The following is a 12,702-nucleotide window of genomic DNA, read 5'->3' as shown; positions in this document are numbered from 1 at the left end:
TTTTGAACAATAAATTCTCTCTGTTTATGATTTCAAAGAAGGTTTATATCATTGTTGGGCTTTTATTCAGTGTGGGATTAGGATCTCTCTATGCTCAACCGAGGGCAACGCTGCAAAGTAATATCACCTCAGGAATAAGGACTTTAAGTGCCGATACGGTTTATGACATTTTCGGCTTTGTCAATATTCATCCCGGTGCTACCCTAAAAATCCCAGCGGGCACAAAATTAGTTGGGCAAACGAATTCAAAAGCTGCAATCCAAACGCTTCGAAGTATAGACACTACAAACGCAACGAATCCTTCTTTAGGTGGCATATTAATCGTTGAAGGCACGGCGTCGGCGCCAGTTATTTTCACCAGCAGCGCAGCAGATAGCGCCGGTGGACGAGGTGGTCGAGGTCAAATTGGTGGTGTGATTCTCAACGGTATCGCAAGAGGAAATAGGGTAAATTTACAAACTCATGAGCCCGGGATGACGGGTGGCCAATTTGATGAAGATAGCAGTGGTTCTATACGATATATGCGTGTTGAGTGGGGTGGTGGTCTTTTGGGACAAGGAAATGAAGCAAATGGGTTTCAGTTTAATTTTGTAGGATCACGAACAAAAATTGAATATTTGCAATCATATTTTATCGCGGATGATGCCTTTGAATTTTCAGGGGGTACAGTCGATGCGAAGTATTTGGTAGCGACCGGTTGTGATGATGATATGATTGATACGGAATTTGGATATCGCGGGCGAATCCAATTTGTCGTTGGTGTTCAAGATGAGAAACTTGCAAATCGTGGTTATGAATCAAACAATGATGGTTCAGGTACCAGCGCAAAACCACATAACAAATATGCTGCGTGGAATGTCACGATGATTGGTGCCGGTATCCGACAAGCCAATAATGAAATCAATGACGGTATTTATGTTCGTGCCAATACAGGCGGATTGCATCGAAATCACATCATCGCAAATTTCGGTGCCGCAGGGGTTGTTGTAGATGGTGACGGAACTCGTGATAACCTTTATTCACCCGCTTCAGCGGATTCTGCACTTGCTGTCAGCAATTCTATGTTTTTTGTTAAGAACAGAACTTCAGTAAGTGATTCTGCACAAAATGGATCAAAAGCAATTTTTGCCATTCGTTCAGCCAATAGAACCACGGGTGATGGGGATACCACAGGACTTTTCCCTCTTTATGCAGCTTCAGCAGGAAATGTGGTTGCCGACCCGCAATTTGTGAACCTCAATTATGTTACACCGCTAAATGGTGTTCGCCCGAATCTTCGTCCGCAGAACCCGGCAACCTTAAATGGTGCTACTCCGCCGAATGATGGTTTTTTTGATGTAAGTGCTACTTATATGGGCGCATTACCTCCGTTAGTTCCTGCTGGTTTTTCTACACAAAACAATGAAGGTGATTGGACCATCGGTTGGACTAACTTTTCACGCACATCAACAACACTTTCCGTTGTTGGGAGAGCAGAAGCGGTGAATCCGGTTCAATCCTTTGAGCTTTCACAAAACTATCCGAATCCATTCAACCCTTCAACAACCATTAACTATCGCTTAGCACAAGCCGGATTGGTGAGCTTGAAGGTGTATGATGTGTTAGGAAGACAAGTGGCTTCGCTCGTCAATGGACGCCAAGGAATCGGTACTTATAGCGTGCAATTCAATGCGTTACAGCTTAGCAGCGGTGTATATTTCTATCGCTTGCAAGTGGGTGATGTTAGCGAATCGCGCAAGATGAATTTGGTGAAGTAAATTTTATTTGGGAAGTCTCTCTCTTGGGGCTAATTTGAAAATAGAGAAGAGGACATTACTCAAAGCTCAATCCTAATATCGGCTATCTTCTCGCCGTGAAGGAAAGTGGGAGTGAAAAATGAACGCACAGAAATTCCCGATTATCTACGAAATCAATACTCGGGTTTGGATAAAGAACCTCATTGCTGATGGAAAAGCAACCTCATTAGAAAATATCCCCGATTCATTTTTTCAGAAATGGAAGGAATCGCGATTTGACGCGGTTTGGTTGATGGGTGTTTGGAAACCAAGTGAGCCCGGAAGGCGCGTTGCGGTTGAACATCCGGGGCTTTGGACTGATTACCGTCGAACACTTTCTGATCCAAAACCGGAAGATGTGGTATGCTCTCCTTATTGCATTCAGGATTATTCAGTGGCAGATTCTTTAGGTGGTAAAAATGCGCTGCTGAAATTTCGCGACAGACTGCATAAATATGGATTAAAACTCATTCTTGATTTCGTACCAAATCATGTTGCGCTTGATCATCACTGGGTTTCAACAAATCCTGAGTTTTTTATTCAAGCCTCAGAAAGAGTATTTTATTCCTCTCCCGAGTCATATTTCTCAATTGATCACCATCATTTAGCACACGGGAAAGACCCGTACTTTCCGGCTTGGACAGACACGCTTCAACTCAATTATGCGAATAAGGGTTTGCAGGCTGCAATAATTGATACGCTCAAAAAAATCGCCGCACTTTGTGATGGTGTTCGATGTGATATGGCAATGCTTGAACTCAAAAGAATTTTTAATCAAACTTGGGGATGGATTGCCGGAGAGATGGAGAATGAATTTTGGGATAGAGCAATTCGAGAAGTGAAAGGTTCACATCCTCAATTTTTATTTATCGCAGAAGCATATTGGGATACCGAATGGAACTTACATCAGCTAGGCTTTGATTATACCTACGACAAGCGCTTTTATGATCGTTTGGTGACACGCGATATCAGTGGATTGAAGCAGCATTTGCAGGCATCACAGGTGTTTCAACAAAAGCTGGTGCGCTTTATCGAAAATCATGATGAGCCGAGAGCCGCCTCTGTATTTGGGGTGTTCAATAAAGCGGCGGGTGCGATAGCGGCAACCTCGCTCGGGGCAAGGCTCTTTCATGATGGACAATTTGAAGGGAAGCGAATCAAATTGCCTGTTCAACTGATTCGAACACCGGAGGAAACGACCGATGCTGACACAGAATTTTACTATGAAAATTTGTTAAGGATTTTAGATAATCCGGCATTTGTGAGGGGTGAGTTGAAAGTGCTTGAGCTTCAAGGGCAATCGGCTCAAGTCCTTGGCTTTGAACGGCTTGCAGGCGCAAATACCGGAAGGGCAATGACAATCGCGAACTTTGGTGATTCAACGGCTGAAGTACATTTCTTTACCGATGCCTTTAAGAATGTTACCAATTACGAACACATCGAAATTGTGAGTTCTTCGCGATTTAATAGTCCTCAATTTGACTTATGGGAAGGTGGAATTACGATTCGAATTCGCTCTGCCGAGGCTTTGATATTTATTCTTTCTTAAGATGATTTTATTTATGCTTCTTACAATTTCGGTTACGGGTGCACCGAATTCATTTGACCACTCAATATTTGATGCCGTTCTAAAAAAATATGTTGTGAATGGAAAGGTCAATTACAAAGGATTGAAGCAGGAACCACTTTTTAAGGATTATTTGAATCAACTCGAAAAAGCCGATCTTACCCAATTAAAAACGAGGGAAGAAAAAATTGCTTTTTGGATCAATGCTTATAATGCTTATACCCTTAAGTTGATTCTTGATAACTATCCTGTAAAAAGTATTCGCGATGTCACATTTCTTGGAAACACAATCTTCGGGTTTGTTTCAGGACCTTGGAAGAAAGAGTTTTGCAAAGTTGGTGGTAAGGTTTATTCGCTTGATTATATCGAGCATGAAATATTGAGGAAGGAACTTGGGGAAGAAAAAATTCACTTTGCTGTGAATTGCGCATCGGAATCTTGCCCGATACTTCGCCCTGAAGCCTACCGTGGTGAGCGATTGAAAGAGCAATTAAATGATCAACTCCAAATATTTTTAAGTGATACCCTAAAAAATCAATTTAAGTTTGAAGAAAATACTTTGTACCTGTCCCCAATATTTGATTGGTATGCCAATGATTTTAAGAAAAATGGGAAAGCGTTACTTGATTACTTGAAACCATACCTCACGCAATCACAACAAAAAATACTTGAAAGTGGAACAGTTGAGATAAAGTTTATGGATTATGATTGGAGCCTAAATGAAGTCAAATGAGAATAATGAATGAGAATGTTGCTCGGGAAATTAAGGCGCAGTATTGCTGAAAAACGAAATTTGTTTTGGAAGAAATGAAAAAAGGAACACTTAAGATTTCAAAGTCAAAGGAAAAAAGAACTAAAGGTATAAGTGGCGGTATCACAGTTGGATTTGTTGGCGCAACGAAAGATTGGCAAAATGGAAATCACCGATTGCCCGAGCCTCTACATCACATTGAGAATCCGCCATTGAAGACGGCGAATCGCATCGGGTGGAATGATTACTTTATGAGTGTTGCGCATCTGATTTCAAAGCGAGCAACCTGTGAACGCGCGCAAATCGGGGCTGTGCTTGTGCGTGACAACAATATTTTAGCAACGGGATATAATGGTGCGCCGGCTGGATTGCCTCATTGCGAGGGGCCAAAATGCTTGATCTACAAATCAACTCACCCCGATGGAAGCGTAGAAGAGAATTGTATGAGAACGATTCATGCAGAAATTAATGCGATTGCTCAAGCGGCGAAAAATGGTACTTCAATTCACGGTTCTGATATTTATATCACAGCAAGCCCTTGTATGAATTGCCTGAAAGTTCTAATTAATGTTGGGGTGAAAAGGATTTATTACGATAAGCCTTATAAGATTCACAACATTGAAGAATTGATTCGTCTTTCAGGAGTAAAGCTCATCCAAGTTTCACCACCCCCATTACAAGATTCGATAATTTAAATTCGTCCAAGTCGGCCGTCTGTTTTACAAAAAGCAAAGACGATTCTCTCTTCGGGTGATTACCTTGTAGGTAGTTTTATTAACAGAAGAAAAGGAGTAATCTATGGAAGGCGGACTTTCTTGGCTAATTATTTATGCCTTTGCGCTACCCATCTTTTTTGGGTTGGTTTATGGTTTATACAAATTCACCTCATTCAAGTTGGATCACGATAATGAGAAATTTGCACCAATTTTTGATACGAGCGATAATGTCGTTGGGCTTGATCAATCGCAATTGGAAGCGAAAAAGAAAGAGCAATTTGCCGCTCAAAAGCATTTAGCGGAGGTCATAGCAAAAGTGCCGGTAGAGCTTGTAAATGGAAAATTTGTTCCGATTGTCAAGAGCGAAAAACCTCAAGCGCAATTGAGTGAAGGGACTGAAAAGTAAACTTCTCTACGTTTTTCCGCATCAAATTTTAAGCCGCGGTTCGCGGCTTTTTTGATTTCTGTTTAAATGCTTGCTTTTTCTGCTATTTGAAAGTCATCAACTATCGCTAAAATAATTGTATTTGCGGGCATTTTGGGACTTTTGAAAACTTGCTCTACAACAGCACCTTCTTGAGCAACGAGCACCATATCTCCGATTCCCGCGCCTAAGGTATCCAGTGCGATGAATTCAGGTGATTTTAGAAACTCCCTTTTCAAACCAATGGGTTTAACAACAAGCAATTTTGCTTTTCGAAGTTCTTCATCTTTTTTGGTCGCGACGGTATTGCCAATAACTTTGCATAAAAGCATACTTAAAAGGCCGCTGAAATTTTAGAATAAGCAGCCACGGTGCATACGGCGCCGATAGCAATCCCCGATTGATTAAAGACGGGCGCGACTGAAATTGAGTAATCGCCATTTTCGAGATAGTCGCTGATCTTTTCTCCTGAAAGCCCACGGCTAAGAAAATCAATGAATTCGGGGTGCTTTCTGAATATCTCGAACGATGACTTTCCAATCTCGGCTTCGCCAAAAAAGTTCAGGTTAAGCACGGAGCCTTCTAAGAAAGTGATTTCGCCTTTGAAATCAATTCCAAAGACGGTTAATGCCCGGTTTGATTGTAATGCAGTGGACTTCGCAGAAAGCAACGCTTGGTCAATTTCTTGGCGCTTTTTAACTGTTGAATCCTCCAGCAAAGTGACAACGCCTTGCATCTCGCCTTGGGTATTAAATTGCTTTTCAACTTGAAGAATTGCATGTTTGACTTCGCCTGAGGCTGAGATAAAACTGACCTCGCCCTTCCATTTACCCTCGGTATCAAAACTTTTCTTTGCGGCTTCCTTTTTTGAGAGCGACGCATAACGATATTTCATGATGCGTTCCGAGCTGAACCCAATGGCTTTAGATTTTGGAACTTGATGAAAATCTTCAGCCGCTTTGTTCCAAAATGAGATTTGGCCCGATAAATCAACCCAAATGACAGCAACCGATATTCGGTCAAGGATCGAATAGAACCTCTCGGCGTTTTCTTCAAGATTTCGATTTGAATTTAGGGTTGAGCTTAGTTCGGATTGAATTGACTTAATAAAAATTTCTTTCTCAGCAAAAGACTTTTCAAGTTCCTCATAGCTAAGGCGTTCGCTTTGTAAATCTGCTTTAAGGGTACGAATTTCTTCTTGTAGCGAAGGTGAAGAGGACAATGCGATGTCATTGTCAAAAGAATCTGCCTCGTCAAGTTGCAAGGTTTCTTTAGAGAGATCAATGGCACCCGAATAAGAATTTGAAATTGTCTGTGGTTGAAAATATGAGATGAGCACTTTTTTATTTTCAACTTGCTCAACAATCATCGTTACTGTAACGGGTTTTAGCTCGGCACCTTTCGTTTTCACGACAGATTCAATGGTAACAGGTTCACCATTAAAAGCTGTGGTTCTCGCGTAGTAGAAACTTTCTTGATGTTCGTCGGCAATGAGTTCAATAACGGTTAGAGGGAGCAATTCTGATTTATCAAAACCAAAAAATTGAAGAGCGGAGCGATTCCCGTCATCTAGTTGGTGGAAGGTTTCCGTTTCCGCATCAATTTCTAAAATGGCCGGTGTAGGATTGTATTCAAATGTCAGGCGATATCGCTCTTGACGTTCCTTAAATGTATCGAACTGCTGCCGATATCGATCTTCTCTTTCGAGAGCCGCTTTCTCCTGTGCCTTCTTCTCGGTTAAATCTTCTAAAATCAAGAGCATTGAAGGCGTATTGGCGTATGTCGTTGGAGTGATTAAAGCTGCTACTGCAATTTTATTTTTCCCGGATCGGAGCGTGAATTCAATTTTCTGTTGGGTTGATTGACGCAAAACTTCGCGGAGTTTTTTTGCATCGTGAAGTGTCACAAAATCCTCCACAAAATTTAATCCTCGAATCGAATCTTCGGGCTTTAAGACGAGTCTCTTGAAGGTTGCATTGAAAAATACAATTTGTTCGTCTTGAAGAACGGCAATGGCATCAGGAAGTTGTTCCAACACGATGGTTAGAAAAGTATCATCATTTTTAACTTTTAAAGAATGGTTGAATTCATCCCTTGAAGCGTAACCGCTTCGAACGGTCATTTCTCCTTCTTCTTGTTCATCTTCTAGCGGTTGAGTTTCTTCATTTGCTTCCTTTCGAGGTTCTTCAAATGGTAATGCACCGGGTTTTGTACTGCGAATTAAGCGTTCAAATTCAGAACTGTCGCTCGATGAGAGTTCATCAGATGTGTGTGAATCAGACGCAACATCTTCTTGAAATGGTGATGCGATGGCGCTTTTCGAAGCGGATAAATGATCCTCATCAATATCATCGATGACAATTTTCTTTCCAGCTTTTTTTGAATGACTTGAAATGGGTTTTCTTTGCAGCGCTTCTTCGATTGCCCCGCCTAAGTGAGCTCGGTGAGATTTATAGATGACATCGGAAGCGCCAGCTAAGATGAGTTTTTTTGCTAAAGAAGGATCTTCAATTAAGGTTACAAAAATCACCGGTAAATCAGGGTTTTTCGAGCGAATGGTAGAAATTAGCCCTTCAGAAGATGTATCAGGAAGTTGGTATTCAGTTAAGATAAGATCATACTCATACTCCACAAAAGCTTTTGTAAATGCTGGAAGCGTCGTTACATGATCAATAACATAAATTTCTTTTTGTGCTTGAAGACGCTCGGTTTGTAATGCAATAAAGATTAGTTGAGCATCAAACTTTTCAGGTTCAAAGTGAAGTATGCGCGAAGACATTGGCAAGTATTTTTTTTGAAAAGTAAGAATCACAAATTGAATAAAACTGTGATTTACTTCAGTGGCTTTAAATTTGAGCACAACCCGTAAGTTCCTCATTAATGAAGGAATTTAATGAAAAAAAGCTATTCAGGCAGGCTAAAGCTGATGATTTTTCAGAGATTTATTAATCATTCGCTAACACTGCTATTACACTCCCTTAATCGATAAGCCCTATAATGAATTAGAATTAAACCGATTCACACCAAAAAAAAGGAAAATAATGGTACGCACATCAGGCACTTCTTTCGATTCTCCTTTTAGTCGATTTCATGAAGCAAGCGATTACTTTGAGAATTGGTGGCTACCAATCATCAAGGATCAGTTTCATTTTGAATTTGAACCCATTGTTAATCTCACCAGCGGAGAAGTAATGGGTTTTGAAGCGTTGCTTCGCGGTTGGCAATCCGGAGGATTTAGGAGTATTCCGGATGTATTTGATACGGCATTTAAAGAAAAAAATCTTTTTCGTCTTGAACTTGCTTTACGCGAAAAGCTTTTTGCAGAGATAAGTAATCATGCGGTGTTAAGGGAGAAAGTGACATTTATCAATGTCGATCAGCGCGTGATCCTTATGCCTGATTACAAAAGAGGAGAGACTGCAAAACTTATAGAAAAATATCAGATTCCGATTTCATCAATTTGTTTTGAGATATCTGAGCGGTATGATTTTAATACGGTCAAACAAGCGGTTGAGCTCATCAAAAAAGTGAAATCGCAGGGCTATAAAATTGCACTTGATGATTTCGGCACAGGCTACTCTGGGATGCAACAGCTCTATAATACAGAAGCGGATTATATCAAAATCGATCGCTTTTTTGTCTCCGAAGATGAATCAGCATTTAGGAAAAGACTCTTTATTGCCAACATAGTTCATTTGGCACACCTTCTTGGAATAACTGTCATAGCAGAGGGTGTTGAAAATGAAAGGGAGTATTATTTGTGTAAAGAACTCGGCTGTGATTATGTTCAAGGGTATTTCGTGAAATCTCCTTCAACAGACTTCCGTCAAATAGTTGGGCAGTACTCTCACATTCAAGAAATCAATGATAAAGATCGCCGTAAACTGAAAGATGATCGGTTGATGTTAAAAAATCATATTGAACCGCTCCCGACTTTGAAAACAGATTCTGATATTGAAGATGTGTTTAATATTTTTCGAGATAACCCTCAATGTTCATTTATTCCGATCCTCAATTCGCTTAAAGAACCTATTGGAATCATTCGTGAAAGTGGTCTTAAACAATATGTTTATTCCCCGTATGGAAGGGAAGTCTTAAAAAGGATTGCTAAAAGCAAGGGGGTTATGGAGTTTCTTTCTTCTTGCCCCAAATCTGAACTTCGATTTTCTGCAGAAAAAATCATGAACACATTTTCAGTCTCTCAAGGGGATGAAGGCATTATGATGACAGAAGGTGGGAAGTATGTTGGTTTTTTATTCGCTTCTGATTTGTTGAAAATTCTCAATGAAAAAAATTTAGAGCAAGCACGGGATCAAAATCCACTTACAAAGCTCAATGGAAATCAACGAATCACTGATTTTATCAATAGAGCATTGACGCTTTCAGATATGGCAAGGTATCTGGTTTATTTTGACTTTGATAATTTTAAGCCCTTTAATGATAAATACGGCTTTCGACGAGGCGACCGAGCGATTCTCCTTTTTTCAGATATTTTGAAAAAAGCCACTTCAATGGGTTCATTTTACTCCGAGAGAAACGAAAGCGAAGTTGATCAAAAGCTATTCTTAGGTCATGTGGGTGGCGACGATTTCTTTTTAGGTTCTTTGGGGAAAAACATTGATGAGGTATTGCAGTTGGTGAAATCCATTTGCACTCAGTATTGCAAAGAGGTTGCCGATCTATATGACCCCGCCGACCGTGAAGCTGGGAAGATTCGCTCGATTGACCGAGAAGGAAATCCAAAAGACTTTTCACTCCTTACAGTTAGCGCAGGGATTCTTGAACTTTCACAAGGGTTTAAATATGATAACCAAGAGGAAATCGGAAAGATTTTAGCTCAAATGAAAAAGAGTGCAAAGGGATTAAACGGGGGGATTACTCTTGCTAGCATTCTCCCTTAAATGAATAATCAATTTTTAACCCATCGTTTTAACTCTACAACACGATTAAAGACAATCGTGGTAAGATGAAATTCTTCTTTTATGCGTCGCAAGATTAGACTAAATTCAAATGAAAAAGATTTGAATTCAACGCTTCGATGAATAAAAGAAGGATATGTTTCTAAATGGCTGTATTCATGAAACAAAAGTCTATCCCAAATTTCTTCTTCGTTTTCATCCCAACTGCCAATCCATTTCCCGAACATCCCCGTGTGACCTTCAAAAAAGCGATATCAACTCAAAAATTAACTTCAATTTAAATGAGCATCACCAAACCAAAGGAAAGTGAATTCACTGTTATAAATGAAATGAAGAAAACACTTCGTTTTGATTTGCCCGCATCTTTTGTTGTTTTTTTGGTTGCATTGCCTCTTTGTCTTGGAATAGCTCTTGCTTCTGGCGCGCCTTTGATTTCAGGATTAATTGCGGGTATTATCGGTGGAGTTTTGGTTGGTTTCTTATCCGGTTCTGAAGTCAGCGTGAGCGGCCCAGCTGCGGGATTAGCCGTGATTGTGGCTTCATCAATTCAAAAGCTTGGATCATTCGATGCATTTTTGACAGCGTTGGTTCTTGCAGGATTCTTTCAATTGTTATTGGGTAAAATAAGAGCAGGGGTAATTGGAAATTATTTTCCGACGAGTGTCATTGAAGGAATGTTGGCTGCAATTGGAATCGTGATTGTGCTCAAGCAAATCCCACACGCCGTAGGGTGGGATAATCAATTTGAAGGCGAAATGAGTTTTATTTCGGGTGAAGAAAATACATTCTCTTCTATTCTTATTGCATTAAAATTTTTTACTCCAATTGCATTTCTTATTTCTCTTCTTTCTTTATTTATCTTGATTTACTGGGAGAAAATCCTTTCAAAAAAGTTTCGAATGCTAACCTATCTGCCACCCTCTCTCATCGTAGTTTTTCTGGGAATTACAATCAATGAGATCTCAAAAATATTCTTTCCGGCATTCCAATTATCGGTAGAGAAAAATCAATTGGTCAGCATTCCGGATTTGATGCCAATAGGAAATGTACTGGAAAAATTGCATTTCCCCGACTTTCACGCATTATTCAATAAGGAAACCTATATCATTTCACTCACTATTGGAATTGTGGCAAGTTTGGAATCGCTTCTATCGCTTGAAGCGGCGGATAAATTAGACCCATATAAACGCATCTCCGATACCAATCGTGAATTAAGAGCCCAAGGTATTGGAAATATCGTCAGTGGTCTTTTAGGAGGGCTACCCATTACAGCAGTGATTGTGAGGACCTCTGCCAATATTTATGCAGGTGCAAAATCGCGATACTCGTCTATATTTCACGGGCTGTTACTTTTAATCTCAATTCTGACGATCCCGTTTGTATTAAATAAAATCCCATTAGCGAGTCTTGCTGCGATTCTCATTGTAGTGGGATATCGCTTGGGAAAAGTTAAGTTGTTTGTTGGTATGTTTCGGGCTGGCAACTCCGTCTTTATTCCCTTTATAGTCACTGTTCTTGCTGTGGTGTTTACAGATCTTTTAATTGGAATTGCAATTGGTTCTGTCGTAGGATTTTTCTTCGTGATTCGTGCAAATCATCACTCTTCGGTAACAATGGTAAGCCAAGACGACTATTATCTTATTCGGTTTAATAAGGATATGTCTTTTGTCAATAAAGCTGAACTTAAGGAGTGCTTAATTCAAATTCCTGATAAAAGCCTTGTTTGTATTGATGGGACAAAAGCAATTTTTATTGATAACGATATTTATGATGTCATTAATGATTTTCAAGAATCAGCGAAATACAAAGAGATTACGATTGAAACGCGCAATATTCATTCAAAAGAACTCCCATTATTCAATATTCGAAATCCAAGAATAAGCGATAAAAACATTTCAAAACAAACAGCAGAAAATGGAAAGCTATAAGAAAATGCTTCTTGCAAACAAGGCTTGGGTAAAGGAATGCCTTCAAATTCGAGAAGATTACTTTGAAAGATTTAAGTATGAACAAAAGCCTGAGTTTTTATGGATTGGGTGCGCTGATAGCCGTGTTCCTGCGGAGGATGTTGTAGCTGCTGAACCCGGTGAGCTTTTTGTTCAGAGGAATATTGCAAACTTGGTGATACATACAGATTTCAACATGCTTAGCGTTCTTCAATTCGCGGTTGAAGTTTTAAAGGTAAAGCATGTGGTGCTTTGTGGTCATTACGGATGCGGAGGCGTTAAGGCTGCAATGTCTCACAGGAGTTATGGGTTGATAAACAAATGGCTTCAACATGTCAAAGATGTGTACCGGTTTCATAAAACAGAATTGGAAATGATTCAGGATGAAAAAAAGCGTTTTGATCGTTTAGTTGAGCTCAATGTATATGAGCAATTAAAGAACATTGCTGATACAAGCATTATCCAACGGATGTGGAAAAAGGAACAGCAGCCGACACTTCACGGTTGGGTCTATGACATCGAAACCGGTTTACTCAAGCAACTTCATCTTTGGGAACCCGGCTCTGAGGTGGAAGATATTTATCGATACGATATCGAATAGACA

General features: G+C 40.0%; 11 protein-coding genes. 8 read left to right on the top strand and 3 right to left on the bottom strand.

Annotation, left to right across the window (positions count from 1 at the left end; genetic code table 11):
- Nucleotides 1-26 precede the first annotated feature (26 nt).
- The 5 genes from SFU91_06890 (at nucleotide 27) to SFU91_06870 (ending at nucleotide 5,215) form a co-directional block, all read left to right on the top strand.
- Nucleotides 27-1,757 (top strand): T9SS type A sorting domain-containing protein, encoded by a 1,731-nt coding sequence (locus SFU91_06890; protein ID MDX2128748.1) that lies wholly within the window; start codon nucleotides 27-29, stop codon nucleotides 1,755-1,757.
- Between the two features lie 118 nt (nucleotides 1,758-1,875).
- Nucleotides 1,876-3,324, top strand: a complete 1,449-nt coding sequence (locus tag SFU91_06885) for an alpha-amylase family glycosyl hydrolase (GenBank protein MDX2128747.1) — start codon at nucleotides 1,876-1,878, stop codon at nucleotides 3,322-3,324.
- A gap of 13 nt (nucleotides 3,325-3,337) precedes the next feature.
- Nucleotides 3,338-4,075 carry a DUF547 domain-containing protein gene (locus SFU91_06880; GenBank protein ID MDX2128746.1) on the top strand — a complete coding sequence of 246 codons (738 nt, stop codon included), beginning with the start codon at nucleotides 3,338-3,340 and terminating at the stop codon, nucleotides 4,073-4,075.
- Nucleotides 4,076-4,149: 74 nt separating this feature from the next.
- Nucleotides 4,150-4,788: a dCMP deaminase family protein gene (locus SFU91_06875; protein ID MDX2128745.1), complete on the top strand. Its 639-nt coding sequence runs from the start codon at nucleotides 4,150-4,152 to the stop codon at nucleotides 4,786-4,788.
- 103 nt (nucleotides 4,789-4,891) lie between these two features.
- A complete protein-coding gene (locus SFU91_06870; GenBank protein MDX2128744.1) occupies nucleotides 4,892-5,215 on the top strand; it encodes a hypothetical protein in 324 nt (107 codons plus the stop codon).
- 62 nt (nucleotides 5,216-5,277) lie between these two features.
- On the opposite strand, the gene SFU91_06865 is transcribed toward SFU91_06870, so the two are convergent.
- Together SFU91_06865 and SFU91_06860 are read right to left on the bottom strand one after the other, a co-directional pair.
- Nucleotides 5,278-5,565 (bottom strand): EutN/CcmL family microcompartment protein, encoded by a 288-nt coding sequence (locus SFU91_06865; GenBank protein ID MDX2128743.1) that lies wholly within the window; start codon nucleotides 5,563-5,565, stop codon nucleotides 5,278-5,280.
- Between the two features lie 2 nt (nucleotides 5,566-5,567).
- Nucleotides 5,568-8,012, bottom strand: coding sequence for a PAS domain S-box protein (locus tag SFU91_06860; GenBank protein ID MDX2128742.1), 2,445 nt, complete (start codon nucleotides 8,010-8,012; stop codon nucleotides 5,568-5,570).
- Between the two features lie 262 nt (nucleotides 8,013-8,274).
- On the opposite strand from SFU91_06860, the gene SFU91_06855 reads away from it, so the two are divergent.
- Nucleotides 8,275-10,134 carry a GGDEF domain-containing protein gene (locus SFU91_06855; protein MDX2128741.1) on the top strand — a complete coding sequence of 620 codons (1,860 nt, stop codon included), beginning with the start codon at nucleotides 8,275-8,277 and terminating at the stop codon, nucleotides 10,132-10,134.
- Nucleotides 10,135-10,142: 8 nt separating this feature from the next.
- On the opposite strand, the gene SFU91_06850 is transcribed toward SFU91_06855, so the two are convergent.
- Nucleotides 10,143-10,379, bottom strand: coding sequence for a hypothetical protein (locus SFU91_06850; protein ID MDX2128740.1), 237 nt, complete (start codon nucleotides 10,377-10,379; stop codon nucleotides 10,143-10,145).
- Nucleotides 10,380-10,433: 54 nt separating this feature from the next.
- On the opposite strand from SFU91_06850, the gene SFU91_06845 reads away from it, so the two are divergent.
- The gene (locus tag SFU91_06845; GenBank protein MDX2128739.1) at nucleotides 10,434-12,080 is read left to right on the top strand and encodes a SulP family inorganic anion transporter; all 1,647 of its coding nucleotides are present in this window, start codon (nucleotides 10,434-10,436) and stop codon (nucleotides 12,078-12,080) included.
- The gene (locus tag SFU91_06840) at nucleotides 12,067-12,699 is read left to right on the top strand and encodes a carbonic anhydrase (protein MDX2128738.1); all 633 of its coding nucleotides are present in this window, start codon (nucleotides 12,067-12,069) and stop codon (nucleotides 12,697-12,699) included. Before SFU91_06845 ends, SFU91_06840 begins: the two co-directional genes overlap by 14 nt.
- The last annotated feature ends 3 nt before the right edge of the window (nucleotides 12,700-12,702 follow it).

The sequence above is a fragment of the Chloroherpetonaceae bacterium genome (assembly GCA_033763895.1).
Classification (GTDB): Bacteria; Bacteroidota; Chlorobiia; order Chlorobiales; family Thermochlorobacteraceae; genus JANRJQ01.
This window is presented reverse-complemented; position numbering and strand designations above follow the sequence as displayed.

What these genes read in the sequence shown, in the direction of transcription:
- SFU91_06870 (MDX2128744.1), top strand. Translation starts at nt 4,892, where the DNA reads ATGGAAGGCGGACTTTCTTGGCTAATTATTTATGCCTTTGCGCTACCC.
- SFU91_06840 (MDX2128738.1), top strand. Translation starts at nt 12,067, where the DNA reads ATGGAAAGCTATAAGAAAATGCTTCTTGCAAACAAGGCTTGGGTAAAG.
- SFU91_06885 (MDX2128747.1), top strand. Translation starts at nt 1,876, where the DNA reads ATGAACGCACAGAAATTCCCGATTATCTACGAAATCAATACTCGGGTT.
- SFU91_06860 (MDX2128742.1), bottom strand. Translation starts at nt 8,012, where the DNA reads ATGTCTTCGCGCATACTTCACTTTGAACCTGAAAAGTTTGATGCTCAA.
- SFU91_06890 (MDX2128748.1), top strand. Translation starts at nt 27, where the DNA reads ATGATTTCAAAGAAGGTTTATATCATTGTTGGGCTTTTATTCAGTGTG.
- SFU91_06845 (MDX2128739.1), top strand. Translation starts at nt 10,434, where the DNA reads ATGAGCATCACCAAACCAAAGGAAAGTGAATTCACTGTTATAAATGAA.
- SFU91_06850 (MDX2128740.1), bottom strand. Translation starts at nt 10,379, where the DNA reads ATGTTCGGGAAATGGATTGGCAGTTGGGATGAAAACGAAGAAGAAATT.
- SFU91_06880 (MDX2128746.1), top strand. Translation starts at nt 3,338, where the DNA reads ATGCTTCTTACAATTTCGGTTACGGGTGCACCGAATTCATTTGACCAC.
- SFU91_06875 (MDX2128745.1), top strand. Translation starts at nt 4,150, where the DNA reads ATGAAAAAAGGAACACTTAAGATTTCAAAGTCAAAGGAAAAAAGAACT.
- SFU91_06855 (MDX2128741.1), top strand. Translation starts at nt 8,275, where the DNA reads ATGGTACGCACATCAGGCACTTCTTTCGATTCTCCTTTTAGTCGATTT.
- SFU91_06865 (MDX2128743.1), bottom strand. Translation starts at nt 5,565, where the DNA reads ATGCTTTTATGCAAAGTTATTGGCAATACCGTCGCGACCAAAAAAGAT.